The organism is Lachnoclostridium phocaeense (assembly GCF_959599685.1).
In the GTDB taxonomy this organism is placed as follows: Bacteria; Bacillota; Clostridia; order Lachnospirales; family Lachnospiraceae; genus Claveliimonas; species Claveliimonas monacensis.
Window position 1 is genome coordinate 144,804 of the sequence record NZ_CAUGIN010000002.1, and the last position, 26,535, is coordinate 171,338.

22 protein-coding genes and 1 pseudogene are annotated in these 26,535 nt (G+C 50.5%); all 23 read right to left on the reverse strand.

Annotation, left to right across the window (positions count from 1 at the left end; translation table 11 throughout):
- Positions 1-123 precede the first annotated feature (123 nt).
- Positions 124-771, reverse strand: a pseudogene (locus Q5911_RS01565) (helicase C-terminal domain-containing protein); the annotation flags it as partial.
- Positions 746-931: a helix-turn-helix domain-containing protein gene (locus Q5911_RS14990; protein ID WP_442913462.1), complete on the reverse strand. Its 186-nt coding sequence runs from the start codon at positions 929-931 to the stop codon at positions 746-748. The gene Q5911_RS14990 and the pseudogene Q5911_RS01565, both read right to left, overlap by 26 nt.
- A 313-nt stretch (positions 932-1,244) precedes the next feature.
- Positions 1,245-1,607 (reverse strand): metal-dependent transcriptional regulator, encoded by a 363-nt coding sequence (locus tag Q5911_RS01570; RefSeq protein WP_303180441.1) that lies wholly within the window; start codon positions 1,605-1,607, stop codon positions 1,245-1,247.
- 83 nt (positions 1,608-1,690) lie between these two features.
- Positions 1,691-3,907, reverse strand: coding sequence for an NlpC/P60 family protein (locus tag Q5911_RS01575; RefSeq protein ID WP_303180448.1), 2,217 nt, complete (start codon positions 3,905-3,907; stop codon positions 1,691-1,693).
- Between the two features lie 72 nt (positions 3,908-3,979).
- On the reverse strand, positions 3,980-5,719 hold the full coding sequence (locus Q5911_RS01580; protein ID WP_303180508.1) for an amino acid ABC transporter ATP-binding/permease protein: 1,740 nt from the start codon (positions 5,717-5,719) through the stop codon (positions 3,980-3,982).
- 23 nt (positions 5,720-5,742) lie between these two features.
- Positions 5,743-7,479 (reverse strand): ABC transporter ATP-binding protein/permease, encoded by a 1,737-nt coding sequence (locus Q5911_RS01585; RefSeq protein WP_303180450.1) that lies wholly within the window; start codon positions 7,477-7,479, stop codon positions 5,743-5,745.
- Positions 7,480-7,491: 12 nt separating this feature from the next.
- On the reverse strand, positions 7,492-7,896 hold the full coding sequence (locus Q5911_RS01590; RefSeq protein WP_303180452.1) for a YbaN family protein: 405 nt from the start codon (positions 7,894-7,896) through the stop codon (positions 7,492-7,494).
- A 40-nt stretch (positions 7,897-7,936) separates the two neighbouring features.
- Complete coding sequence (locus Q5911_RS01595; protein WP_303180509.1) at positions 7,937-8,752, reverse strand: ABC transporter ATP-binding protein; 816 nt, start codon at positions 8,750-8,752, stop codon at positions 7,937-7,939.
- Between the two features lie 10 nt (positions 8,753-8,762).
- Positions 8,763-9,839, reverse strand: a complete 1,077-nt coding sequence (locus Q5911_RS01600) for a FecCD family ABC transporter permease (protein ID WP_303180454.1) — start codon at positions 9,837-9,839, stop codon at positions 8,763-8,765.
- A 12-nt stretch (positions 9,840-9,851) separates the two neighbouring features.
- Positions 9,852-10,985, reverse strand: coding sequence for a heme ABC transporter substrate-binding protein IsdE (isdE, locus tag Q5911_RS01605; RefSeq protein ID WP_303180510.1), 1,134 nt, complete (start codon positions 10,983-10,985; stop codon positions 9,852-9,854).
- On the reverse strand, positions 10,972-12,000 hold the full coding sequence (locus Q5911_RS01610; RefSeq protein ID WP_303180456.1) for a heme-binding Shp domain-containing protein: 1,029 nt from the start codon (positions 11,998-12,000) through the stop codon (positions 10,972-10,974). Before Q5911_RS01610 ends, isdE begins: the two co-directional genes overlap by 14 nt.
- 117 nt (positions 12,001-12,117) lie before the next feature.
- Positions 12,118-18,045, reverse strand: coding sequence for an NEAT domain-containing protein (locus Q5911_RS01615; RefSeq protein ID WP_303180458.1), 5,928 nt, complete (start codon positions 18,043-18,045; stop codon positions 12,118-12,120).
- Positions 18,046-18,136: 91 nt separating this feature from the next.
- Positions 18,137-18,643 (reverse strand): hypothetical protein, encoded by a 507-nt coding sequence (locus tag Q5911_RS01620; protein WP_303180460.1) that lies wholly within the window; start codon positions 18,641-18,643, stop codon positions 18,137-18,139.
- Positions 18,644-18,981: 338 nt separating this feature from the next.
- Positions 18,982-19,833, reverse strand: a complete 852-nt coding sequence (locus Q5911_RS01625) for a MarR family transcriptional regulator (RefSeq protein ID WP_303180462.1) — start codon at positions 19,831-19,833, stop codon at positions 18,982-18,984.
- Between the two features lie 13 nt (positions 19,834-19,846).
- Positions 19,847-20,677, reverse strand: coding sequence for a metal-dependent transcriptional regulator (locus tag Q5911_RS01630; RefSeq protein WP_303180464.1), 831 nt, complete (start codon positions 20,675-20,677; stop codon positions 19,847-19,849).
- Positions 20,678-20,697: 20 nt separating this feature from the next.
- Positions 20,698-21,483, reverse strand: a complete 786-nt coding sequence (gene srtB, locus Q5911_RS01635; RefSeq protein ID WP_303180465.1) for a class B sortase — start codon at positions 21,481-21,483, stop codon at positions 20,698-20,700.
- Positions 21,476-21,700: a hypothetical protein gene (locus Q5911_RS01640; RefSeq protein WP_303180467.1), complete on the reverse strand. Its 225-nt coding sequence runs from the start codon at positions 21,698-21,700 to the stop codon at positions 21,476-21,478. The genes srtB and Q5911_RS01640 overlap by 8 nt, the downstream gene beginning before the upstream one ends.
- A 155-nt stretch (positions 21,701-21,855) precedes the next feature.
- A complete protein-coding gene (locus tag Q5911_RS01645) occupies positions 21,856-22,671 on the reverse strand; it encodes a class I SAM-dependent methyltransferase (protein WP_303180469.1) in 816 nt (271 codons plus the stop codon).
- A gap of 40 nt (positions 22,672-22,711) precedes the next feature.
- Positions 22,712-23,350 (reverse strand): GNAT family N-acetyltransferase, encoded by a 639-nt coding sequence (locus tag Q5911_RS01650; RefSeq protein WP_303180470.1) that lies wholly within the window; start codon positions 23,348-23,350, stop codon positions 22,712-22,714.
- A 38-nt stretch (positions 23,351-23,388) separates the two neighbouring features.
- Positions 23,389-25,029, reverse strand: coding sequence for an FAD-dependent oxidoreductase (locus tag Q5911_RS01655; RefSeq protein WP_303180472.1), 1,641 nt, complete (start codon positions 25,027-25,029; stop codon positions 23,389-23,391).
- Positions 25,026-25,589, reverse strand: a complete 564-nt coding sequence (gene ahpC / locus Q5911_RS01660) for an alkyl hydroperoxide reductase subunit C (RefSeq protein WP_303180474.1) — start codon at positions 25,587-25,589, stop codon at positions 25,026-25,028. Before ahpC ends, Q5911_RS01655 begins: the two co-directional genes overlap by 4 nt.
- Positions 25,590-25,642: 53 nt before the next feature.
- Positions 25,643-25,924, reverse strand: coding sequence for a DUF2325 domain-containing protein (locus tag Q5911_RS01665; protein ID WP_303180477.1), 282 nt, complete (start codon positions 25,922-25,924; stop codon positions 25,643-25,645).
- 202 nt (positions 25,925-26,126) lie between these two features.
- The gene (locus Q5911_RS01670) at positions 26,127-26,531 is read right to left on the reverse strand and encodes a transcriptional repressor (protein WP_303180479.1); all 405 of its coding nucleotides are present in this window, start codon (positions 26,529-26,531) and stop codon (positions 26,127-26,129) included.
- Positions 26,532-26,535: the final 4 nt, after the last annotated feature.

Genomic DNA, 26,535 nt, shown 5'->3' on the forward strand with positions numbered 1-26,535 from the left:
TTCTCTGACGCTATACACAGTATACCCACTTCATGTGAAACAAGCTATTCACCAATACCACCAATCTATTTTCTGAAAAGCAAGCAGAACCACCAATCTTTCTAGCTGATCCTAACGCCGCTTTTACATATAATATTCAATGCCTTTCCGCTCCCGGATAAACTGCTCCACATCCGCAATTTGCTCCGTCATCCGGCACTCGGGTAAAGCCTCCAATACTGCCTGATGGTATCGTCCTCCCGGCGCTGCCCTGCCATCCAGAATGGACACAACGCAGGTATCCGTCTCTGTCCGGATGGCTCTGCCGAATCCCTGCCGCAGCTTCAACTGCATATCCGGAACAATAATCTGGTGAATGTACTCCTGCAGACTATCGTATTTCTCACGTTCTGCTTCCCGCATCGGATCCGGCACCGGAAAAGGCAGCCGCACAAGGATCAGCGAAGACACCATATCTCCGGGGAAGTCCACGCCCTCCCAACAGGATCCTGCTGCGAACAGGACTGCATTCTTCTGATCTTTAAATTCCCGGATCACTCGCTGGGAATCTTTCCATACGCGCAGTATTGGAACATTGGTTTTTCCCCTGAGTACCCGATAAACGCTTCCCATCATCGTATAAGAGGTAAAAAGCACAAGAGTATGCCCGTTGGTGGCCTGGATCAGCATTTCGATCTGGTCAGCGACCAGTCTGATCTGTTTCTGTTCCAATGAATATTTTCTTTGAGTTCTTCTCTTCTTTCCCCTATAAACCTTTGGCAAATACATGATTTGAGGAAATATGAAGTTTCTCTGCAAGATACTCCTGTGTATAATTATTACTTTTGCGCAATCGCCGGATATTTTCTCCGATTATGATAAAATCTCTGTTCTCCAACAGTTTCTCCTTTCGGTACATTAAATTATAAATGTATCCGGCGCTTTCCACCATTACGCACCATGTAGATTTTTCTCTACATCACAGGTAGAATATAAGACTGTTATCGCAATTTACAGATTCCATAATATCCGGTTCAGCAGAATTTTCCCAAAGGATGCCGAACAATGTTTCTCTGGTGATTGCCTTGCACCAAGTACCATAGTGACATAGCGGTTCCTGGATTCCGGATACTTTGGATCGTAATTTTCCGTATCTCCAGACAGTAAGAATACGGGATCCAATGTTTTCTTCTATACAGAAGTTATTTTTTTGACAAAAGAAAAGGACCGGAATTCTTTCATCCGATCCTTTTCCATTTTATTTTCTATAATGGTCCAATAAATTTTTTTAGTTTTTCATGGCTGTCGTCAGACAGGATATGCTCCATCCGGCATCCTTCATACTCCGCCCTCTCCCGGTCCACCCCGGCGGCGATCAATAGTTTCGTATAATACAGGTGGCGGCCGTAGACTTTCTCTGCCATTTTTCTTCCTTTTTCAGTCAGGATGATGTTGCCCCGGCTATCCTTTTTTGCATAACCCTTTTCCATCAGTTCTTTCACAGCCACAGATACGCTGGGCTTTGATCTTCCCAGAAGCAGGGCGATGTCAATATTCCGCACATCCTGATTTTTTGAAAGCCGATAAGCGGCTTCCAGATAATCCTCCAAGGACTGTCCCAGTTCCATAATCTTCCACCTCCCAAATGAAAGATCCTGCCGCCAAATGATCGGCATCCCGGAAATCATTTTCCGTTTCCGGAATGCTTCCTCTATTTCACCAGATACACTTCTGCCTGGTTTCTTCCCAGTTCCAGCGCCGTCTGATGGTCGTTCACATAGATATCAATGTGATTTCCCTTGACTGCACCGCCACAGTCTTCCGCAGTAAACACATGTCCATTGATAATGACCTGTGTCCCATAAGGAATCACGGAAGGATCCACCGCGATGGTCCTGCCCTCTACTACCGGTGTTCCGGTAGCTGTGACCCCGGTCTCCACGTCGCAGCAGATTTCACAGGCACAGTAGTAGGTCAGGTCAAAAACACCCAGGTTCTCACCATACATATCTGTGGAAGCGTTCACTTCACTGATATCTCCGGCACCATACGATAATGCGCTGTCTTCCAAAAGACGTACCGCCCACACAGCGTCTGCCGTATCAAGGGTTCCCTGCACGATCCCGGTTTTTCCGCTCTGCGCCTCAATCGTTTTCCCGTCGCCGGCATAGATCACCACATGGTAAATATCCCCACTGTCATCTGCGTAAAAAACGAGGTCTCCCGGCAATGCATCCTCTACCGGGATCTGTGTACCTGCATAAGCCTGATCCGCAGCCACTCTTGGCAGCTCATAGCCGTATTCCCGGTAAATACTCTGGACAAAACCGGAGCAGTCCGCACCATCGGTGAGGCTGGTGCCGCCCCAGACATAAGGATTCCCGATAAACTGGGAAGCAAACGTAAGGAGGGACTGCCGCACCTCGCCGCCTGGCACACCTGACTTCACAGAAGTGAGCGTATAGTAGAGCGCATCGTTCTCCTCCGGCTTGACAGTCTCACTGGCAGCCGGAAAACTTTCCTCCCCGGCAGCCTCCACACGGGCTGTGACATCATCGCCGGTCTCAAGATAGCTGCTGCTGACAAATCCGCGCACATCACCGGATTCCACATAGACCCAGTCATCCGCTCTATCTGCGATGATATAGCAGAGAGCGCCTTCCTCCATCGTGCCAACAACGTCCGTATCTTCTCCTTTTCCTTCCCGGATATTAAGACCGGAAACAGACGCAAGGGCATATTCTTTTGCAATCACGGTCTGGCTTACCGTTGCCCGGAGCCAGGCGTATGCTTCATTGTCCGCAGGGGATACCAGCGCTTCCGCTATGGGCGCCGCAATCTCAATACCGCTGTATTCCTGCCCCATCTTTTCTGCTTTCTGCTTTGCCTCCTGCTGATATACTTCCAGGATCTTCTGTGCCTCTTCCCCTGTGCGGATTTCATCCGCTTTAATAAATCCCCGTACTGTTCCGGACTCCACGTAAAGCCAGCCGTTTTCCTCTTCTTTCAGGATATAGACCAGCCCGTCCTGCTTCAGGTATCCGACCGCCCGTACTTCCTCATCCAGAGAAGTGGCGTTCAGTGCAGGCGTATCTTCTGGAACCTCTTCCCGGATATAGAGATCCTCCTTTGCAAAGCCATATTTTCTCGCCACGGTCCAGAAACGGAAATCATCAACGATCACCGGCGCCTGTACGATCTGCGCCCCCTGGATCAGAGACTCCCTGTCCGAAGCGCCGGTTCCTTCTTCAGCCCGGGGGGCTTCCGTCTCAGGTTGTCCTTCATCTTTTTGGATGTCTTCCGGCTCTGGCTGTGTCACCTCCGTCTGTGCATCTTCCGGCATCTGCTCTTCTGGCGGCTCGTTTCCGTCTTCTGTCCCGCCGTTCTCTTTCTCCGGTTCCGTGCCGGATCCCGGGGTATCTGATGCATCTTCCTCCTCAATATCACCGGTTTCTCCGTTTTCCTGCCGATTTCCCGCTGTCTCTGGATCCTCCGGTTCTCCCTGCCCGTCATCTGCGCCAGCTTCCCCGTCTTCCTCCAGGGCTGGCTGTGGGGCTTCCTCTTCCGGGAAAGCCTCTCCAGACACCGGATCTACACAGCTCCCGTCTACAGTCCTGCGCAGATACCCGCTGGCTTCGTCCAGATATACGGTCCCGTCATGGATCATGGCACACACCGTATCTGAAACCTGGACGGATGCGCTGGAAGCATCCAGCGCATACAGCGGTGCTTCCTCTGTAGAAGCGGTAACTTCTTCCGGTACCGTTTCTGTCACAGGCGCCGCTTCAGAGACAGCGCCGGTTTCCTGCTCTGCAGTTATCATCTCCGCCGGTTCCTGCTCTGCCGCATACACATATCCTCCCTGAGACAGCAGCATCCCTCCTGCCAGTAGGAACGCCGCCGTCCGCCTCCATCTGTGTCCTGTCATATTCCTATATTTTTCTCCTTGTCTTCTGATGTATCGCTCTTTTACCGTCTCCAGCTGCAGTGAACTACAGCCCTATGACAGCCTTCCATTATCCATCCGGTACGCCACATCCGCCACGTTCATGGTGGATTTTCGGTGGGACACCAGCAGCACCGTCTTATCTCCCCACCCTTCTTTCAGAGCTTTCAGGATCATGCCCTCATTTAAGGAGTCCAGGTTACTGGTAGGTTCGTCCAGAAGAATAAAGGGTGCGTCGTGGAGGAATGCCCGGGCGATCCCGATCCGCTGTTTCTCACCGCCGGACAGGGTATCGCCCAGCTCGCCCACCTCCGTATCATAGCCCTTCGGAAGGGTCAGGATAAAGTCATGGATAGATGCCTTCTTCGCCGCTTCCATGATCTCTTCCCTGGACGCCCCATGTTTCCCCACGGCGATGTTATTTGCAATAGAGTCGTGGAATAGGACGGTCTCCTGGGTAACGTAGGATTCCATCCGCCGGAGATTCTCTGTGTTGATCCCCCGCACGTCCCGGCCGGATAGTTTAATCTGTCCGCCCTGTACGTCCCAGAACCGCATCAAAAGTTTCAGCAGCGTGGATTTGCCGGAACCGCTGGCTCCGTGGATCCCCACGATCTTCCCTTTCGGGATCCTGATCGTATAATCCTTCAGGATCTGTTCCTCTTCATAGGAAAAGTCCACATTGTCCGCCTCCGCATCGGTAAAGGAGACCTCTTCCATGCCGGATACTTCCTCCACCTGGGGCGTTTCTTCCAGAATGGAAAGAACCCGCTCCCCGCTGGCAAGGGTCTGGTTCAGGTTGTTGGACAGATTGGAAAGGGCCGTCACCGGGCCGAAGGATCCCATCATGGCGATGGTTCCCACCAGCATCCCGGTCAGATCCACGCCCCCTGTCTGCCGCAGCCCGATCATCAGAAAGAGCATGGCAAAGGAAAACAGCAGGATTGCCAGGTTCGTCACCGATCTTTGGGACGCCTCCAGACGGTTCAGTTCTTTTTGCATCCTGCCCAGTTCATCGGAGCGCTCCGCCATGTCTTTCCGCCTTTTCTCTCCCTGCCCGTACTGAATGGTCTCATCCAGTCCCCGGAGGGAATCCAGGATAAAGCTGTTCAGATCCCCGAAACCGGTGCGGAATTCCATCCCTTTATCCGCTCCTCTTTTTCCGAAGAACAGAGGGATAGCCGCTCCCACAGTCATATATCCGATCAGCGCTAAAATGGCCGCCGGGATGGAAAAATGCCCGATAAAGAGCACCATGACCAGGGAAGTCAGGATGGCGATAGCGATGGGCGAAATGGTATGGGCATAGAACACTTCCAGAAGTTCGATGTCTGAGGTGATCACCGAAATCAGGTTCCCCTTATCCTGCCCCTCCAGCTTCGCCGGGCAGAGTTTCCTCAAGGTCGCAAACACCTTGTGCCGGATGATGGCCAGCAGCTTAAAGGCGATAAAGTGGTTGCAGTACTGCTCCCCATAGTGGAAGATCCCCCGCATCACTGCCATCACGACCAGTACAAGAAACAGGGTGCCGGTTTCCATTCCGAGGAAAAATCCGACGCCGGACGCTTCTATCCCAAGCCCCAGAGCTTCCATGGCCGCATCGAGGAGCGTATGCATCAGCCCGTATCCGGCCAGGATCGTCAGGAAGATGGCGCACAGATAGCCCACTGTACCGAGCACGATGGCAAGGAGCATGACCGGCAGGAGGGGACGCACCAGACCGATCAGCTGCCCCATGATCCGGATGCCGCTGCGCCTACGGGGCGCCGTTTCCCTGGCCGTCCCTGCACCCATGGCTTCACGATTCATTTCTCCGCTCATACTGCCGCCTCCTTTCCGTACTGCTCCAGTTCCATCTGAGAACGATAGAGCTTTGCGTATTCTCCGTCCTGTTCCATCAACTTCTCATGTCTTCCTGTCTCTGGGATCCGTCCGTCCGTCATCATATAGATCCGGTCTGAACCGACCACGTTTGCCAGACGGTGAGAGATCAGGATCACGGTCTTTGTCTTCGCCAGCGTATGGATGACGTCCATGATCATCTCCTCGCTCTCCGCGTCAATGTTCGAGGTGGCCTCGTCAAAGATATAGACCGGCGTGTCGTGAAGCAGCGCCCGGGCGATGGCCAGACGCTGGCACTGGCCGCCGGAGAGGTTCCCTCCTTTTTCCGACAGGGGCGTTGTGAGCCCCTGCTGTGAGGAAAGGAAGCCCCACAGGTTCACCTTCCGCAGAGCCTCCTCCATCTCTTCCTCTGATGCGTCCGGCTTTCCCATCCGCAGGTTTTCTTCCACTGTCCCTTTGAAGAGATAGCTGTTATGGCTGACCAGGGTGATGTGCTCCATCAGGCTGTCCTCCCGGATCTGAGAAAGTTCCTTTCCCTCGATGGTCACACTACCCTGATATCCCTGATTTCTTCCCATCAGAATGGCCGCCGCCGTGCTCTTGCCGCAGCCGGAAGTCCCCACGATGGAAGTAAAGCTTCCCGCCGGAAATTCCATGCTGACGCCCTTCAAGATCTCACGGTCCGCTTCATAAGCAAAATGGACATCGGTAAATACCAGATCCATCTCCTTTCCCTCCAGGGTTTCCGTCTTCTCCGGCGGTTCCGGCAGGTCCAGAAGGGCGAAGATCTTATCGCTTGCCGCCATGCCGTTCATGGCGATATGGAAGAAGGAACCGAGGAGACGTAAGGGGATAAAAAACTCCGACGCCAGCAGGATCAGCATCAGGGCGCCGTGTACGCTTAAGTTCCCCTGTATGAACTGGGAAAGAGTCACGATCATGCCCACGGCTGCCCCGCCGTATGCGATAATATCCATCACACTCGTGGAGTTGAGCTGCATGGTCAGCACCTTCATGGTGATCTGTCGGAACCGCTGGGATTCCGCATCCATCTCCTGTGCTTTCAGTTCGTCCGACTGATAGATCTTCAGCGTAGTCAGCCCCTGCAGGTTCTCAAGGAAGCTGTCTCCCAACTCCGTATAGATGCCCCAGTATTTATTGAGAAGACGTTTTGCGAACTTCTGCACCGCCACAATAGATATGGGGATCAGGGGCACACAGATGAGCAGGACAAGGCTTGCCTTCCAGTTCACGAAAGACAGCACGAGGAACAGCATCACCGGTGCCAGCAGGCTGTAGAAGAGCTGGGAAAGATATTTCCCGAAATAGGTCTCCAGCTGCTCCACGCCTTCCGCCGCCATCTGCACCACCTCGGAGGTCGTGACCTTCTCCCGGTAGGCTGCGCCCAGCCGCAGAAGCTTTTCATAAATCTTATCCCGCAGGATTCTCTTCACATCCACGGACGCATAGTAGGACGCCCTGGAAGCTCCCCGGTCACAGACAAAGCGCAGCGCCATAGCCAGAACAGCAATCCCGCCGAAGCGGGCCGCCTCCCCAGTCGTCACTCCCCAGAACAGGACCCGCTCCAGAAGCATGGACACACAGTAGATCATGACGATCTGACAGAGCAGGGAAAGACAATTCCATGCCACCTGATATACAATATATTTTTTTGCATGGGACAATAAGTCCACTAATCTTTTCTTGATCATCCTGCACTCCCTTTACTCTGCCGCCTGTGCTTCTCCCGGCCGGATTGTCTTTACCCGCAGGAAGAAATACAGCAGATGACACACCCACACAATGGCAAGGCATATCCTTCCCACCGGGACTTTGCTCATCATCAGGAATCCCACCGCCATCACCACGGTCACGGTTCCCACGATCCGCAGCTTCGTCTCCATAGTCATGGCCCTCTGCTTCACAAAGCTGTCCAAATGCTTTTTATAAAGATTCGTTCCGATGAACCAGTCGTGGAGCCGCTTTGAGCTTTTCGCAAAGCAGAACACCGTGGCCATGAAAAAGGGCACGGTGGGGAGAATCGGCAGAACAATGCCCACCGCCCCCAGCCCCAGGCAGAGAAAGCCCAGCAGTATCCAGAAGATCCGTAATGGATTCTTATTCTTCATTTTGTTTCACTCCTATTTCTGTTCCCGACGCTGCGAGCCGTCACACAGTCAGGACAAATTTCTTTCCTTCAATGGTGGTCACTCCCAGGGAGATCCCGTACAGTTCCCGGATGCATTCCTCTGTGATCACCGCATCCGGCGCGCCCTGGGCGGTCACCTGCCCGTCCTTAAGTCCGATGATCCGGTCTGAGAAGTGGATTGCCTGGTTGATGTCATGGAGCACCATGATAATGGTGATCCCATACTCCCGGTTCAGCTTCTTTACTAGCTCCAGAATCTCGATCTGGTAACGGATATCCAGATAAGTTGTTGGCTCGTCCAGGAACAGGATCTTCGTGTTCTGTGCCAGAGCCATGGCGATCCACACCCTCTGGCGCTGGCCGCCGGAGAGGCGGCTCACTTCCCTGTCCCGGTATTTCAGGACATTGGTCACTTCCATGGCCCACTGAATCAGCTTCTCATCCTCGTCGCTGTGCCCCTGCATCATCTTCATATGGGGCGTGCGGCCAAAGGATACCAGCCGCTCTACCGTAATGTCGTCCGCAGAGGAATTATACTGATGGACGATGGATACCCGCCTGGCAAAATCCTTCAGCCCCAGGTTCTGGATGTTCTTCCCATGGAGGAAGATATTCCCTTTCCTGGGATAGAGGTTTTTGGTCATCAGGTTGAACAGGGTGGATTTCCCGCACCCGTTGGCTCCCATGATGGTGGTGATCTTCCCTTCTTCTATGGTAAAGGATGTTCCCTTTAAGACTTTATTCTTCCCGTAGGAAAAGAACAGGTCCCGCACTTCCATGGCTGGCTTCTGTACCGGCTGCACCGCTTCTCTGGACTCGGCGCTGTCAGGTTTCATCTGTTTCATATCAGGCTGCATACTTCTTCGACCTCCTTAACAGAATGATAAAGAACGGTCCGCCGATCACGCTCATGACAATGGACGCCGATACTTCGTAGGGCGCCGCCACGGTCCGGCCGATGGTATCCGCCAGTAGGAAGGTAAAGGCTCCCGCCAGCATGGAGAAGGGTACCAGCGCCCGATGGTCGCTGCCCACCAGCAGCCGCCCGATATGTGGCACGATCAGCCCCAGGAAGCTGATGGCTCCCACCACCGCTGTGGAGATGCTGGCAAGGAGCACCGCCACCAGGGAGATCAGGATCCGCATCAGGTTCACATTGACACCCAGGCTTCTGGCCGTCTTGTCCTCCAGAGACATCAAGTTGCAAATCTTTGTAAACAAAAGCGCAAGGATCAGCCCTGCGATCACATAGGGGAGCAGGGTCTGCACGTCCTCCCATGTCTTCTGTGTGATATTCCCCTCCACGATGGACGCCACGCCGGAAGAATTTCCTCCGCTCATGGAATTCAGGGCGTCTGAAAGACCGGTAAACATGGCGCTCACTGCCACGCCGGTCAGAATGATGCGCAGCGGACTTAAGCCTCCTTTCCACGACAGGCTGTACACCAGGAAAAAGGCCAGCACGCCGCCGGCGAATGCGAACAGCGGGGTAAAAAAGTAAAGGGCCGGAAGAAATGCCGTGATCAGTACCGCCACAAAACCTGCGCCGCTGGAAATGCCGATGATCCCCGGGTCCGCCAGCGGATTCTTCAGCACCGCCTGGAAAAGGACGCCCGAGACCGCCACCGCCGCCCCTGCGAACAGGGAGATCACGATCCTCGGGAAACGCAGGTCGTAGATGGCCGCCACATCGTCGATCCGCTCGATAAACAGTCCCCGGAACAGCTCCGAGGGGGAGACCTTCAAGCTCCCGATATTGACGGACAGGACAATCAGCACCGCCAGCAGTATCCCTGTTATAATAAAGGCGGCCGCCGCCCGGGCTGTCTTTCGTTTCTTTCTGCTCCGGTCCTGCTTCCCGGAATCTGGAACCACCGGATCCGTAAGGCTGCCGTCCTGTCTTAAGTCTCTGTCTTCACTCATGGCTCTCCCTCCTTACTTCGTGATCTCCTGCAGTGTCTCTTCGTCTACCTTCTCGGAGGCTTCGCTCTCTTCGGCTGCCTTTGCGGCGTTCTCGCTGTTCTCTTTGGCCTTTTCCTGATCCTCTTCGCTCTCCGGATAGAGCATAGGCTGCAGTTCCTCCAGCGCTTCCGGGTAGTCGAAATCGGCGCTCATGCCAAAGTACTCATAGGTCAGGTCATACACCCGTTCATTCTTCACTGCATCGAAATGCTGCCAGATATCGTCTGTGGCAAACTCTTCATTGAACATCTCCACGATTTGATCCGGCAGGGCGTGTGCCGCCCGCAGGATCACATCCGGCTCCTTTGTCTTTATGTCCTCGGTATTGACTGTCAGGAATTCCTGGTCTGTCCCGGCGTAGACGTTCTCGCCCCCTGCCAGCTCCACCAGGCTTCCCACATAGGAATTTTCGGTGGCAATGATATAGCTGCCGGGCAGTCCCATGAGGATCAGCACTTTCGGTGCTTCTTTCCCTTCATTAGTATCCTTGTAATCTTCATAAAATTCTGTAAACTCATCCACCATGTCCTGCGCCTGCTCTTCCCTGCCGAAGATCTCGCCCAGCTCCTGGATGGAGCGGTACATGCCCTGGACGCTCCGCAGGTTTAGAAATGCCCAGTCCGTATCGATGGCTTCGTATTTGGGCTGCAGGTCGGCCTGGAGGGTGGCAGGGCTTAAGATCCAGTCCGGATCCAGGGACGCCACGATCTCCATATCAGGGGCCATGGCGGTCCCCACCTCTTCCGCTTCTGCATATCGCTCGGGCAGCTCTGAAATGGAACTGGAGCACACACCCACCAGGTCCAGCTCCAGCCGGTCGCAGATCTCAGCCGTGGAAGGGGAGGTAGCAATGATCCTGGGCTCCCCCTCCATTCCCTGCACCTTTGCCTTTGCCGCTTCTACGGCGGCTTTCTCCTCCGGATCCGTGATCTCCAACATGGTCTCCACACTTTCCGTCTGAGAAGAAGCGCTGCCGTCCGCCGTTCCTTCTCCCGCATCCCCGCCGCTCTGATCCACACACCCTGCAAGCAGGCTGCAGGAGAGAGCTGCGCAGGCAGCCAGGGCCGAGAGCCTCTTGTTTCTTTTGATCCAGTTATGCTTCATCATCATCGTAACCTCCGCCCCAGCGTTTCCAGTTCTTCCGGAAGAAATAGACGATCACCGCCGCTGTCCCCATCAGGATCAGCCCGGAGACCGTGGCTGCCGCTCCGATGGCAAATGCGCTGCTCCCGCCGGAACTTCCCGTCTCTTCCGCCTCTTCGGATGCGTCTGCTCCCGTTGACAGGCTTAATCCCCGGGCGTCATTTAACTCTGTATCGGTAGACGGAGTCGGCTGGGCTGCTTCGTCAATGGAACTGGACAGTGCAGGCGCTTCCGTACTGCCGTCTCCAGCCTCCGTATCTGAAGAGCCGGAGGCTGATAACCCGGAACCGCTCTGAAGAGAGGAACCGGACAGGCTGGCATTGCCGCTTCCGGTACTCGTGCTGCCGGAGCCGCTCGTCCCGCTTTCTGTGCCTGTGCTCCCCGAGCCGCTGGTTGTCGCTGTCCCGCCGCTTCCGGAGGCTTCTGTCACGATCGTCGCATTCATATTTGTATTGTTTCCTGCCGTGTAATCACTGGGATACAGATAGAAGATCACGTCCCTTCCCATAGGTTCCACATACATGGAGCCCCTGACTACGCAGTTCTCGCTTGGCACCTGCATACAGATGTCTGCCGTAGCACCGTTGTCATCTGTCCCGTTGCCTGTCACGCCGATGGCCGGGCTTGACCAGCCGGAATCCCCCACGTTCTGCACCCAGAAGCTGTGGTTGGACGTGTAATCCATCAGGCTCATACGGATCGTCAGGTAATATTCCCCGCTGTCCGTCAGCTCCAGGATACCGGTTGTATAAATGGCGCCGTCCACCATCCCCTGGCCTGTGGCATAGGACGCCTCCCCGCCGGAGTCTTCGATCACGCCGGTGACCGGATGTGCGTAGCAGGGATGGATCACGCAGGTATAAACATTGCCGCTGGCTGCCAGAACCGGAACCGCTCCGGCTCCCGCCCCTGTCACTGTCAGCACAAGGGCTGCAAGCAGGCCGGCAAAAATCTTTCTTATTTTCTTTACTGATTTCATCCTTTTCTCCTGTCTCTTTTCTTGTTCCGTCCGGGAAGCTTCCTTCTCTGGATGGAATCATTACAACCGGAAAGGAGCAGCGTCTGTTCCATGCGCCGCCCCTGCCGATATAAAGGCTTACATTCCCTTATTTTTCTTCTGTGACCTTTTCTCCAGAACGCCCACCAGCAAAGCCATGCAGCCGATCGCAAGTACCGCCGCCCATCCGCTGATGTCGGAAGATATGTCGTCTGTCTTGACACTGGACGCTCCGGTCAAGCTGGAACCGCTTTTTAAGCTGGAGCCGCCAAGGGAGCTGCCGCCAAGACTGGAACCGCCGAGGCTGGAGCCGCCAAGAGTACTTCCCAATGTATTGTTGCCCAGTCCGCTGCCACCACTTAAGCCGGAACCGCCGTTTCCATTGCCATTATTGTTATTGTTATTATTATTGTTGTCATTATTTCCGTCATCTTCGAAGTCTGGATCATCCGCTTCTGTCAGCTTCAGGCTGCTCCAGTCAAGCTTCAGATAAACGGCCTGAGTGCCTGTGCCGTCAGCGATGGACTCCATGATCGGAACGAATACCTGGAGCGGTACAAAACCGTCTTCCAGAGCCTCCGGGATTAGTTCAAAGGTTACATAATCCGGATAATCTGTTCCGAAGGAATCACTGACGCGGTTTCCATCCTCGTCCGTCTGGTAGGAATCGATGGTCACGTCTGCAAGGTCTCCCTGGGGTACGCCGTACTGATTCGTGGTGTAACCGGTCAGGAAATACTGCAGGTCTTTTAAGTAGCCGTACTGTCCGGCATACTGAAGGCCGTTGAAGTTCATAGTGATGTAATACTTCCCGTCCTCAACCGACAGCTTGATCGTATGGTTGACCGCCGCATTGGACATGGATTCGGAAGTCTTGTCTGTCTTCACCATCTCTCCGTAGATGGAGTATACGCCGTCGGCAAGGTTCTCGATGTCAAGATCTGTATTTCCGTCGTTATTGCCGTCGTCATTGTTATCATTGCCGCTTCCGCCGTCACCGGTTCCTGTTCCGGGTGTTTCCGCTGGTTTAGCTTCCAATGCGAGGATCGCATAATAGAGCTTAGACGCTTGTTCGTTGATCTCAGCCTGAGTTGCGTCCTCATCCTGATATACAGCATCCGCTGCTTTGATTGCTGCTTTCAGTGCATTTAATGTGGAATCTGTAAAGGAGTTTTCCCTTCCTGCCATGTTCGACGCTGTCAGCAGCATGGAATACAGGCCATCCCGGAATGTCTCGCCTTCCTGGACCGGAACCATGCTTTCCACGTAGTAGTTCAGCATGGCTACGTATTTATCTATGTCTTCTTGGGTGCTTCCGGCATTGTCATAGAGTTCCTGAGCTCTCTCATACAGACTTCTTAGGACGTCAAGGGATGCCCCTGTGTAAAGGTCGGTCTCTTTCAGCCTTTCTTCCGCTGTTTCAAGAGCAGCTGCCAGCTCTGTCTTGTCCGCGCTGATCAGCGCCAGGTTCTCGACCGCCTGCTCAAGCCTTGTGGTCCACCATGTGATCTGTGCCTGTTCCGCCGACACATTTCCGGCAACAACCTTCGCCGCATTTAAAATCCATTCCAGGTTCTGTCTGGACGCCTCTGTGTAGACAACATTTTCTAAGCCCAGTGCTTCCTCAGCTTTCGCAATCGCCTCATTCAGCGCAGTCTTATCTGATTCAATGCTTTCTGAAGCAAACAGTGTTTCTGCTGCGGCAAGTGCCTTCACTGTGCTGTCCACAAGCTCCTGACCGATATTCATATTTTCATCGGCAGCAGTTCCGGCTGTGATCGCAGTTTCGAGCACTGCCAGATCTTCTGTACGGAAGTCCTCTGTTGACGGATCTGCATCTTCTTCGGAAATCGCTTCAAGGAAATCTTTTAATACCTGAAGCTGTTTCTGAAGCTCCTCTTTATCTGCGTTTTCAGTTCCGCTGATCTGCTTCATATCGCTCCAGTCATCGATCTCCAGCTTCAGCCTTGCATACTGGGTTCCGCTTCCGGTATTAATGGATTCCATGACCGGCACGAATACCTGGATCCAGTATTCCGTATAATAAACACCGTTTCCATCTGACTCAATGGGGATCAGCATAGATTTTGGATACTGCTTTCCATCCATGTAGTCCGCATAAGGATCCTCGCCAATTTCTTCATCGGTATACCATGTTTCTACTTCCGCCTGCACCGGTGTCTGTCCGTTTGGCACGGCCGCATCACGGTATCCGGGGAAGTACCACAGATTTCCGAGATATCCTGTAAGTCCTGTAGTGGTCAGAGCGTGGAAACTTAAGCGGATCGCTTTTGGAACTCCGTTTTCCACGATCACCTGCACCGGTTTATCCACTGCGGAATTTGCCATGCTAAGCTGGGTTCCGTCTGTATCAGCCGCATGGAGTATCGTTGCATCCGCCTCATAAATTCCATCTGCAAGCCCGGTCTTCTCTTTGACCATAGCCGCATCTGCAGCCTGGAGCATATCGTAGTGCTTATTTACTTCAGACTGTGTCGCCGCTGGATCAGCCAAAACCGCCCTGGCCGCCTCGAGGCTGGCATTCAGCAGTTCCTGTGTCGCCTGGGTGCATCCTTGATAATTTCCGTCTGAGATCAGTTTCTCCGCCTGTTCTACCAATCCTCTGAGATCCCCTTTTTCCACAGAATCGTCCAACGCACTGATTGCAAGAGTAAGGGCTTCTGCCATAGAATCCACTTCACTCTGTGACGCATCACCGTTATTCAGTATCGTTTCTGCCTGTTTGATGATCTCAGTCAGGTTTGTATAACCGGAATAACTTTCGTCTGCGTTCTCCGCTGTTTTCACCGCTGTGTCATAGAGTGCCTGAAGTTCTGAGAAATCCGCTTTAAGGATCAGCCCCTCTTCCAAGAATGCCTGGATTCGGAGCGTCATAGCCTCGAGCTCGGAAGCAGTCGGCGTTCCATTCAGGAGTTCCTGCGCCGAAGCGATCAGATCTTTCAGTTCATTGATGCTCGATGCAGTATAGACATCTTCTTTTGCCGCTTCCCTATTTGCCGCCGTAATCGTTGCTTCTAATGCCGTACGCTCTTCTTCAGTATTGCTGCTCGCCTCTGCAGCCGCTTTTTCCAGTACAGAAACCTGTTCGTCTACTTCTGTCTGGATTGCAACCGGGTCACTGTTTACTTTTGTGGATGCTGCAACCGCCTGGACTAATGCGTCTACTTTTTCTCCGTCATAATCTTCCGGAGTTTGCGCTGCTGCTTCTATGATTTTGTTTGCCTGTTCAAGGGCTGCCGCAAGAGCCTCTTTCGTCACTTCCTGCTTCGTGCAGTCATTCAGTGTCAGGGAACCTGTAACTGTCTCATTATCCCCCGCCAGATATTTAACCGATATCAGTGACGGCGTTGACGCATACGTAATAACCGCCCGCTCTATTACCTGATTCCCTTCACCGTCTTCGCTGGTCTCCAGTTCCGGCTCTGTATACTGCGCATTCTCCGTATCATAGTAATAGAATTCTTTTACTCCGTTCAGGGTAAAATAAACCTTCGTCTCATTTTCCGACACAAGAAGCCGGGTCTGTGTAACTCCATCGCCCTGGTCAAAAGAGTCCTCTACCGTGTAAACCCCTGGTTCCAGTTCCATTGCCTCCGGTTTTTCCAGAGCGTCCACTGCATCACGGAGAGAAGTGTAAGTCGTTTCCATTTCCTCTGTGGAGGCATTCTTCTCATAAACATCCTTAGCTGTCTTGTATGCTTCTTCTAATACACTCCATGTTGCCGGAGTATATTCTTCTTTGACAGCCGTTTCCGCTATGGAGATCATTTCTCCGAGAGCATCTTTGATCGGCGCATCCGGCGTTGCAGTTGAAATTAATTTAGCCGTACTATAGTCAATTCGGAAACGAGCATCCTGGGCAAAATCCCCACCTCCAATAGCATCCATTACAGGTACTCTAAAACGAACCGGGAATTCCGAATCATCATTTGGAAGTTCAAAGTAAATCTGTTTCGGATAATAATTTAAACTCCCTTTATTAAAATCATCTGTCAAAAAATCATTATTATCATTTCGATAATATTCATAGGCTGTAACAGCATATTTATCCCCTTGTGGATATCCGGCTTCAGAATATGACACATCACTCCCATACACCCACATATGAGTCATGTAAGAGGACAGATTTAAATTGCTTACTGCTTCAAATTCCAAATATAAAATCTTTTTTCCGTTTTTTACAACCAATTTTGCAGGCGATTTCACCCCTTGGTCAGCCATAGATGGTTGGTCTTGTATCATATTCCATACTGCAACATCAATTGAATAAGTTCCATCTTCTAATTGTGAACCATCTGTCGAATAATCACGTTCAACACACAAAATATACGTTCCCATCTGTGATGCTTGTACTGTAATCACATCATTCTCTATCGTTATATCTTGCTCCTCGTAATTTCCATATGCATTTACACGGAAAAGATGGATTAATTCCGTATTCCATCCTGCAGGTAACGGTATACTCAGTGTCCCGTTGCGTTTAGGAAGTATTTCGTTTCCGTCTTTTTCCAGTTTAGTATACCAGCCCATCCATTCCGCATATGATGTTCCAAAAAACTTTTCATATGTTGCATAAGAGCTATTTTCTTCTGTAAGTTCTGTCGCTTTGAATACTGTTTCTTTGGCAACATTAGTAGAATCTGTCTCATAAGATAATCCAGTATTGTTATCTATTAAATTTAATTTCTCTATTCCACTTGTCACAAAAGAAATTATACTATATAAATTTTTTTGCTCTGTTTTAGCTGATATAAGGATACTTTTGCCAAATACTAAATCCTTATAAGAAGACAAATCAACGCTAAAGATTACTTTATTACTTTCTTGGACGACTGTTTCATAATCACTGTCTCTTGAACTCTTTGTATTGAACCTTGCACTTAATGTTCCTGCGTAGCCCGACAAAGTTCGTTTTTTCAAGATTTTGACATCTTCGACATCTTCATTTAAATGCATTTCAACTGTCGCTGTATCACCTTGTACTATAGCAGTCGCCATTCCATCTTCACTTAATAAAGCCTGGATCTTATCTGTCGTTTCATCATTACTGATATTTAAACCAGTCGAACCTGCATCAGCAATGATATTCCATGTGTATTCTCCCTCCTCCGGTATTTGTATTTTTTCCGCACTATCAAAACCAATATTTAAATAATATCCACGAATATTTTTCGACTGAGAATCGCTTGAAACATACTCGGGATACCCTACATACCTTGTATCATTATATGTATTTTCCAACGGTATTGTAATATCCGCATAATCTAAACTTTCATCTAATTCAATTTCAAACTTAGACTTATCTATATAATAGTCGTTTTCTTCTTCCGAAAGTCTTCCATCCGCTATCCATTGCTGTTTTGATTGATTAGAATCATCTATGCCAGATGCATTAGGAGCATATTCTTTCTTATTATCGCTAGATATATATTCGTTTATATATTTTTGACGAAGTACAAAAAAATTGTCAAAAGCAGAATATCCTTGCAATCTGATCGTCAGTTCTATACCATTGTCTTTCACTTCCAACATACCATACGGATATAAAGCACTATCTGTTTGACCTTCGTAATTTATATTTCCGTATCCCTTTACTGGAACTTTATAAACTCCTTTTTCAAAATCTGTTTCACCATCATCTGAACTATCATCTTCTATCGGAATCAACTCATCTAATTTCTGCTTTAGTGTATTTAACCACTGTTCCCCATACTGCGACAGCATCTCTTCGTTATCTATATTAGCTTTGATTCCGGTCAACAGTATATTAACCGGAGACCATGACTCCGCCGTATAATCCGAAGAATCTAAAGTAGACGCATAGTCCAAAAGTTCCTGCAGTTGTTCCTTTATACTTTTTCCCTGATTTTGATTGTTCTGATCTGCCTCTATCGTCGTACTTGATGTACTTGCATTCACAAATGACGGAGGTAAAACGGTAATTACCATAACAATCATTAAAAAAATCATTATTATTCTTTTTAATTGACTAATGTTAGTACGCATATCCCATCTCCTAGAAGAAGGAGCAATAATCTCTTATCGCTCCTTCTAATCTTTCTTAATAAGTTTACTCTGAAAATTGTGTTCAGTTATTTTATTGTGCTGTAAAGACAATATCGCCCTGACTATTCATTGGCATAAAACCACCAACACTTATATTTACTGTTGCATCATAAGCTTGGCCAAGAACTATTTCAGAATCATATGTTCCTGTAAACTGTGTGATGTTGCCGTCTCCATCCATTGCGGTAGTTTCAAACTGAACCCCATCAATGTTTAATTCAGTCATCCATCCGGTAATAAATCCCATATATGTAACAGAGGATGTATCTAAAACAATTTGCGTCTGAGTAACTATCTCATCACCGCTTTCATCAACAGTATACCAGACTTTCATCACCCCTCCCTTTGAAAAAGCAGGATTCCCCATTGATTCATCTTGTTCATCCGTCCCAAAAGTTCCATCCTTATACAGCGTAGCCGCAATTGGAATTTCCTTGTACTGTTTTTCTGACTCCGCCGCAAATGCCGTTACTCCCATCGCCATGATCATCATAGCTGCCATACCAATCGCCGCGAACTTCTTAAAAAGCTTTTTCATAAATTGCTCCTTTCTTGCCCATTCGGGCAAATAAAAATAATGGTGTTTCGAAGGGAACCATACACATCCGCCATTCCCTAGTCGAAACACCACAAAAAACAAGAGTAATTTTGGCTATATACGGTTAGTTCCTTCTTTCTTTGATTAGTCATTACTAACCCTAACAAGTATATACCATATGCTTCCAGTTACTGTCAAGCATATTTTTAAACAAGTTTGTTTCTTCTTGGTTAATTTTCTGACTTTTAATTATATTTTATTATATATTCTGTCTTTTATGCCATTTTCAAATCTTTATTATATTGTAATGATACTATTCCACCAGGATACCCTCCTTATCACATCCAAAACACCAATAGGGCTGTGCTCTCCGGCATATGTCCGTTGCCAACGCTGCAGGTCACTGTGATCGGCAGTGTTCCCTTAATCTCACCGCCCGTACCAATATGAATCTTAAACGCTTCCAACGGGAGTTTTATAACTTCCGTTCCCTCTCTCAGTTCTTCCACAAGCTGCAGTACTCCGTTGTATTCATATTTCAGGCTTTGGATTTTACCAGTCATGATCTTCCCGTCAAGTCTTGATCTTGCCTGCATCTCGCAGGGATGCAGCAGAAGGTATGCATCCCCGTTTTCTTTCGTCAGTTCGGCTGTAAAATCAAACGCTCTGTTTCCCATAGAAAATGGACTTTCACCGTTCTTTCGCCGGGTCATCCGGTAGACTACAATGCGGACAGGAAGATGATCTCCCTCTTCTATGTTGTATTCGAAGTCCTTCATCAGGCTTTTATATTTCCTGTTCTGTGGTTTTACCAGTTCCTCATGGGCGGAAAGGATAGATTCCACCAGAAAAGGATCCATATCCTCAACCATCATCCGGATATGCTTATCTTTTTCTGATTCCGGGATATTAATATCGTCCAGATATTTTTCCAGCCTGTCGATCAGGTTTTCATAGGATTTTATCCATTCTTCCCCATAGTCTGTGAACGTATAATACTGCGTAATCAGTCCCTGCTCAATTGCTTTTTTCAGGCTTTTATTTATGCCGGGTCTGGACACATGACACCGCTCTGCTATGACCACCTGAAATCCCCGTTTTACCGGCTGCAGTTTTTTCAGCTCGATCAGATACCGTATCTGTAGTAAAGAGGGCCTTCCATCCCGTTTTAAATTATCTCCCGTTGCCATACCTTTCCTTCCTTCACACTACATGTACATTGATTTCCCTGCAGTCCAGCATAAGCGGATCACTCCCGTCTTCGGTCACCGCGATCACGAGGTTACCTTCTGTGACAGGAGCCTGTGTGCTGACCGAATACTCAAACAGATACGTTGGAAGGTAAATCTGTGCCGAATCACTGTCAGCCTGTATCCAGTCTTCTTTTTTCCTGTACCACAGGCTTACCATCTTTTCCCGATTCCTTTTCCGGATGCAGAAACGGCTTTCGCCGTCTTTTACCTCTAAACAGACATATGGTTCAAAAAGCTTCCACTCCCGGGCAATAACCCTGGGCTGTCTGCGCTCGATTTCATAAATCTCCATCGCCATCTCGTAAGTCCCCGGTTCAAACAGAAGGGACAGATCCATGTTGGAATAGCTTCTGTCATATACATCGCCACGAATCAGGAAATTGGTGATCCCTTCCATAGCTGCCCGGCTGATCGTATGTTCAACCCGACAGGCATCCCTCTCCGCCTCCTGCTGGTCCATCCCGCTGACCATCTGAAAAAACTGGGTCAGTTTATGATGGCGGTCAAGGCACTCTTTCCCTCTCATCTTGCCTATATCCGTCAGGATGATCAGATCATCTTCCATCTTAATATACCGATGATTCATCAGGCGCCTGGCAAGGCTTCTAAGATGTGTCTTGTTTTCTCCGGTCTCCATTGCAAAATCAACCAAACGCATCGGCTCCCCGTTCCGCCAGTGCTGATAGATCACCTCGAGGAAATCTTCTTCCATCTCCTCTGCATTTTTGGGGACATTCGTGCCGATCTCCCCGGCGGCAGACAGATTTTCATTTTTCTTCATATTCCACTATCCTTTCACGGTTATTCCTGCTCCCCGGCAGTATCCGTACTCTGCGCTTCCACACAGACTGCGTGGACTGCAAACCGTCTGCTGTATCCGTCTCCGGTACAGGTGGACAGTGTCATGACCTTATGGCTGCTGTCCGGATGGATGCCTGTGTCGATCAGGGAACCATTGGCCATGCCGTCGATCAACGCCTGATACTCTTCTCCCAGTTCGTATCCGATCTTATAGACATCTCCTCCGCTTACTGCATTCTGGCAGGCGAATACCTGATACCGATATGCCATATCTTCCGTATATAGGGTGAAGTACTGGTTCTCTTCCCAGAACTCTTTTTCTTTATATTTCTTCAGGCCGCCGAACATACTCCCGTCATTCATGTTATGCCCATATATGATCGTATAATAGTCCGTGAAATCCGGCTGGTTCAGCCCCTCCAGGAAGATGCTCCCGGCGATATGGTCTTCTCCGTACAGATCTCTTCTCAGATATTTTTCATTATCCCCTGAATAGAGAACCGGGTAATCGATCCCAGTACTTCCCGGATCATCCGAGCGGATCCATGCCACGATATCCGGATTCTGCTCTTTTAACTCATCGAACCGGATCAGTACATCTGTGAGCCACCAGTCCTTCTTCTGTTCTGTATCGTCCCCTGCCCGAACCTCTGTATAATCTTCTCTCAAGTCTTCATAGGTCTGGGATGAGGTGCGCTTATCCAGATAATCAGGGAGGATATTCCAGAGAGAGACGCCGATCAGTACAAGAGCTGCCGGGATCAGGAATTTTCTTCTGCTACTCATTTTGATATGCAAAGCCTGCGAAAGAGATCTCACACCCGCGTCCGACTCGGCTGAAAATATTGACAAGCTTTGTCATCACTTCCGGATAGTTCTCCTTCTCCGTCATTAGCAGGATTTTGGAACAATCTTCCAGGAACTCCGCCTCACGGACATTTTCAACCTCTCTTGCCTCTCTTATGATCTCTGCAGCCATCTCCTCCGTGATTGATTTTGACAATCTGTAATACCTTCCCACTTAACAGACCTTCTTTCTTTTTGGTTAGTTGTTTCTAACCAAATTATACACCTGTTGAGAATGATTGTCAAAAAAGAATCAGATTTTTCGTCCGGTCCTTTTCCTGTTTTTTTCTATATTTGTTCAGCCGGCAGGAATTATTTCCGGCCTGCCAGCATTCGGGAATCTCCCAGCATCATCAAGGCGGCCCGGCGATGGGAACCGAAGGCCTCCCGGGCCGTATCGATGATCCGCACCTCCTGATATCCCATTTTACGCAGTTTTTCGGCAAACTCCTCCATATCCCCGTACATCCGGGGCTTCATGTCGTCGTTGAGAGCAAACACGCCGCCTTTTTTCAGCACACGCAGACTTTCCAGAAGCAGAGCCTGCTTGTCTGCGCCGTTGATATTATGATAGACATAGTTGCTGACCACGGCGTCAAAAGTCTCGTCCGGAAAGTCCAGCTTCCGGGCATCGCCATAAAGGAACCGGCACCGTTCAGATACGCCCTCGCTCCGGGCATTACTCTCGCACATGGCCTGGCTGTAATTGTAGACTGCCCCCCAGTAATCCATGCCGGTCACTTCCGCCTCCGGCCAGGAAAGCGCCGCCCGGATGGAGAGTGCACCCGATCCGCATCCCACCTCCAGAAGCGTCCCCTTCCCGTCGAAATCCAGGTGAGACAGAAGAACCTCATGTACTTTCTCCATCATGCCGCCTCCACCAAAAGCATACTGTCTCCGGATCCAGTTAAGCCAGCCAAGCAGGATCAGCGTTGCTGCTGCAACGACGAGCGCCAGAACTCCGATCGGGTCCATGCCGGGGATAAAATGCGATATGACACATAAGACCGCCATGAGAACAATCAGCGCACCCACCATATAAAAGACCGGCGCGGACATCCAGTTGCCATAATTCTCCCCGTGTGTGCCGAGCCTGACCGGCTCCCGTTTCCTTCTATTTGTCTCCATACCCTTTATTCTCCCTTTTCAAATTTGCTGTCTGGTCATTTCATTTTCCTCTTTGTCTGGTGTTATATTCATAAATGAGGGTTTTTTGCCCGGAACCATCCGTGAATGGCTTTTCTATGATTTTCGTAAATCCTCTCTTTTCATAGAATTCCCATGAAGCCAGGGTATTTGTCAGAAGCCGCACATTCCGGGCTCCGTCAGCCGCGGCTCTGTCCATAAACCTGGATACCAGCGCCGTCCCTAGCCCTTTCCGGTAATCCTTTCTGGAAGTAAGGGCCACCAGCTCCAGATCACATCCGTCAAAAAACTTTCCCTCCCGCTCACGTGCCTGTAAAATAAAGCCGTCCAGCTGTTTCTGAAAGGCTTCGGACAAGCGGTACCCTTTCAGATAGAACTTCAGGAACATCCGGCACCAGGCCACATAATGCTTTTTGCACTGGTCAGGATCTGTCTTCATCGAACGGAATCTTTTCCCGTAATTGCCGCTGATAAAACCCACGATTTGGTGATCCGAGGCTTCCGCCACATAAGCGAAGCTGCATTTTTCTATCAGGACCCGGGCGTAATCCCGCAAAAAGATCCTGTCATTTTCATTAATGGGACAGGTGAAAAAGCCTTCGTAAAAACATCTCCCGCAGCCTTCTGTATCTTCCTCTCTGTATGGCCGTATCGTAAACACTGGACTCCCTCCTCTCTGATGGCTGACCGGATTTATCACTATTTTCCCTGCAGTTCCAGCAGTTCCGCAAGTTGCCGGATATCCTTTTTCCCGAAATCGACTTTATCTCCATCATTAACTGCCAGACAGGGAACGCTCATGACATGATACCTTTCCCGAAGCTGAGGGAAGTGGTTCAGGTCGTAGACCTCCGCCGTAACCAGAGGATTCTCTGCTGCGATCCGCTGGGCTGCCGTCACCAGCTCCGGACACATGGTACAGGACAGGGAGACCAGGATCTGCAGCTTCGCCGCCGGAAGCGCCCGCACCCTCTGTAGAGTCTCTTCGTCCAGCGCCTGACCCGGTCCTGCCGCATTATAGAGTCCCAGCACGAAAGACGTGAACTCATGTCCTCCCGGGACGCCGTGAAAGGCAAGTCCTGTCCAGGAGCCGTCCTCTCTGCAGATTCGCACGCAGGGGCGCTCCTGAACCTCCGCCGTTTCCGTATCCATGCTTTCGTCTTTTTCCAGAGCGAGTTTTTCCGTCAGAGTGCAAAGCTGCGTCATATAGGTTTCCAGTTCGGCTGACAAAGCCGTGTCATCCAGATACAGTTTCAACACCAGAGACGCAGCCATCCTCTGGAAGACAGAATCCAGCCGGGTGAGCATATCCTGGGTAAACAGCCCCGCCGCTGCCCCTCGTATCTCCGGATGCTTTGCGGCAGGCTGTACCGGACGCAGCCCGGTCTTTTTCTGCATGGCGGCGGCATAACGCTCCAGCTCTGTAGCCGCCAGCGCTCCGTCCCCAACGGCGGTGACTACCTGACGCAGAGGCTTGATGCACACATCCCCTGCAGCATATAACCCTTCGCAGCTTGTCTTCTGGCTCCGGTCTGTGACAATATAGCCCCTGTCGTCAAGTTCCGCCAGACCTTTCACAAGCTCTGTAGCCGGCTCGTAGCCGGCGAACACGAAGACTCCGAAAGTATCCCCTTGTGCCGGGCGGTACTCTGTGGCCTCCCCGGTCTGTGTGTTCCGGTACCGCAGCCGGTCAAGATAAGTCTCCCCGGAAACCTCTTCAATCCGGGTGTGGGGAAGGACTGTGATCTTCTCGTGTATCAGCGCAGGTTCTGCCGCAGAAGGCGCACAGGAAAAGCCTTTCCCCCGGATCAGAACGGTCACATGGCTGGCATACTTCGTCAGAAAGACGCTCTCTTCCGCAGCGGCAAATCCGCCGCCGACCACGAACACGTCCTTTCCGGCAAAAAATTCCCCGTCGCAGGTCGCGCAGTAGGCCACGCCCCTCCCGCGCCACTCCTCTTCCCCTTTAAATCCAACCTTCCTCGGACGGGCACCTGCAGCCAGCAGCACGCCGAAGCAGTTCAGATTTCCCCGGCTGGTCCGGACAGTCTTGATGTCGCTGTCCATGTCAAGACCGGTCACTTCCGCCAGCAGAAACTCTGCCCCGAAGTGTTCCGCCTGCCTGCGCATGGTCTCCGTCAGCATTTCCCCGCTGGTTCGTTCCACGCCGGGAAAGTTCACCACCTCATGGGTGATGGTGATCTGTCCGCCGAAGCGTTCTTTCTCCACCACCAGCACCCTGTATCTGGCACGGGCAAGATACAGGGCGGCGGTCAGCCCTGCCGGGCCGCCGCCGATCACTACAGCATCATATAAATTTTTTACATCCTGCTCTCTCATAACTGTCCCACCAGATCAAGGCTCGGTTTCAGGGTTTCCGCTCCGGGCTGCCATTTAGCCGGGCACACTTCATCCCCGTGCTCATGGACAAACTGGCATGCCAGCAGCTTGCGCAGAAGTTCATCTGCATTACGTCCCACATTCCCGGCGTTCACTTCATAGGAGATGATCTTTCCTTCCGGGTTCACAATGAATGTGCCCCTCTCCGCTACGCCGTCCGCCTCAATGTACACTTCGAAATCTCCGGAGAGTACATGGGTAGGATCTGCAAGCATGGGATATGCAATCTTTTTAATCCGTTCCGACGCATCATGCCATGCCTTATGCACGTAATGGGTGTCGCAGGAAACCGAGTATACCTCGCATCCCGCCGCCTGAAATTCCGGATACTTGTCTGCCAGATCTTCCAGCTCTGTAGGGCACACAAAAGTGAAATCCGCCGGATAGAAGAAAAACACACTCCATTTTCCCACCACATCCGCCTTTGACACTTCTTTGAAAGCGCCATCATGATAAGCCTGCACTGTAAAGTCACTGATTTCTTTGTTGATAAGAGACATCTGAAAATCCTCCTTGTTTGATATTTATAAAATGGCTTTCAAAGCATCCCGCTTCATGCACATGCATTTCCAAGGATCTCTTCCAGCGCATTCTTGCTGCTTGTATGGCATCTTACGATCGATGCGTGACATTTTTCTGCTTCCTCAACGGCGCATTTTACCATCTTGTGGGAGACCGTATTCGTGAAGAGCACGACCAAATCCGGGCTTCCGATCTGTTTTCCCATGGAAGCTGACATCTGTGTAAATACCTTTGCCTTGCAGTTGAACTGTCTGCATATTTTCTTGTACTGACCTACCATCCTGTCATGTCCGCCTATGATTACTACACTCATGTCTGTCCTCCTGTCATCGGATATTTTTCTCCTGTTAGTTAGTTATCTCTAACCGATTAGTTATAAGATACACTATTTGAGGATGGATATCAATATCTTTATTATTACTTTTTTATCATCAAAAAACAGGAGACTGCCCGGCATTTTCACCTGATGTCTCCTGTCTTCATACATTTTTTCATCCTCTGTACCGTTCCGTCAACTACGTCTGCCCGTCGCGGTAAATGATCCTCGATATTTTCTTCCCGTTGCTCAGGTAACCGCACCGTCTGACGCCATCCCGGACGATCTGATCCAGTTTTTCCTTTGGAATGCTAAAAACGGTATCATCCTCCAGGACGATATCACATCCGCCTGCGCAGTTTTCTCCGGATTCGATCCGGTACATATTCTTGCGACTGATCGCCCCGATTCTTTCCAGCGCATTGATCATGCGGCAGACTGTTGCCACTCCGATCCTGTCATCTTCCTGTGAAGCCTTATAAAAAATCTCTTTGCAGCTTGCGCAGTCATTTTCCAAGATGATATCGATCAGGATCTTCCTCTGCTTTGTGATCCGGCATCCGTTTTCTTTTATCCTTTCAATAATCTCATCTTTCCTGCTCACGGTT

What these genes read in the sequence shown, in the direction of transcription:
- srtB (WP_303180465.1), bottom strand. Translation starts at nt 21,483, where the DNA reads ATGAGTAGCAGAAGAAAATTCCTGATCCCGGCAGCTCTTGTACTGATC.
- isdE (WP_303180510.1), bottom strand. Translation starts at nt 10,985, where the DNA reads ATGATGAAGCATAACTGGATCAAAAGAAACAAGAGGCTCTCGGCCCTG.
- Q5911_RS01620 (WP_303180460.1), bottom strand. Translation starts at nt 18,643, where the DNA reads ATGAAAAAGCTTTTTAAGAAGTTCGCGGCGATTGGTATGGCAGCTATG.
- Q5911_RS01600 (WP_303180454.1), bottom strand. Translation starts at nt 9,839, where the DNA reads ATGAGTGAAGACAGAGACTTAAGACAGGACGGCAGCCTTACGGATCCG.
- Q5911_RS01595 (WP_303180509.1), bottom strand. Translation starts at nt 8,752, where the DNA reads ATGAAACCTGACAGCGCCGAGTCCAGAGAAGCGGTGCAGCCGGTACAG.
- Q5911_RS01585 (WP_303180450.1), bottom strand. Translation starts at nt 7,479, where the DNA reads ATGATCAAGAAAAGATTAGTGGACTTATTGTCCCATGCAAAAAAATAT.
- Q5911_RS01570 (WP_303180441.1), bottom strand. Translation starts at nt 1,607, where the DNA reads ATGGAACTGGGACAGTCCTTGGAGGATTATCTGGAAGCCGCTTATCGG.
- Q5911_RS01575 (WP_303180448.1), bottom strand. Translation starts at nt 3,907, where the DNA reads ATGACAGGACACAGATGGAGGCGGACGGCGGCGTTCCTACTGGCAGGA.
- Q5911_RS14990 (WP_442913462.1), bottom strand. Translation starts at nt 931, where the DNA reads ATGGTGGAAAGCGCCGGATACATTTATAATTTAATGTACCGAAAGGAG.
- Q5911_RS01610 (WP_303180456.1), bottom strand. Translation starts at nt 12,000, where the DNA reads ATGAAATCAGTAAAGAAAATAAGAAAGATTTTTGCCGGCCTGCTTGCA.
- Q5911_RS01655 (WP_303180472.1), bottom strand. Translation starts at nt 25,029, where the DNA reads ATGAGAGAGCAGGATGTAAAAAATTTATATGATGCTGTAGTGATCGGC.
- Q5911_RS01590 (WP_303180452.1), bottom strand. Translation starts at nt 7,896, where the DNA reads ATGAAGAATAAGAATCCATTACGGATCTTCTGGATACTGCTGGGCTTT.
- Q5911_RS01615 (WP_303180458.1), bottom strand. Translation starts at nt 18,045, where the DNA reads ATGCGTACTAACATTAGTCAATTAAAAAGAATAATAATGATTTTTTTA.
- Q5911_RS01580 (WP_303180508.1), bottom strand. Translation starts at nt 5,719, where the DNA reads ATGGGTGCAGGGACGGCCAGGGAAACGGCGCCCCGTAGGCGCAGCGGC.
- Q5911_RS01630 (WP_303180464.1), bottom strand. Translation starts at nt 20,677, where the DNA reads ATGAAGAAAAATGAAAATCTGTCTGCCGCCGGGGAGATCGGCACGAAT.
- Q5911_RS01645 (WP_303180469.1), bottom strand. Translation starts at nt 22,671, where the DNA reads ATGGAGACAAATAGAAGGAAACGGGAGCCGGTCAGGCTCGGCACACAC.
- Q5911_RS01625 (WP_303180462.1), bottom strand. Translation starts at nt 19,833, where the DNA reads ATGGCAACGGGAGATAATTTAAAACGGGATGGAAGGCCCTCTTTACTA.
- Q5911_RS01665 (WP_303180477.1), bottom strand. Translation starts at nt 25,924, where the DNA reads ATGAGTGTAGTAATCATAGGCGGACATGACAGGATGGTAGGTCAGTAC.
- ahpC (WP_303180474.1), bottom strand. Translation starts at nt 25,589, where the DNA reads ATGTCTCTTATCAACAAAGAAATCAGTGACTTTACAGTGCAGGCTTAT.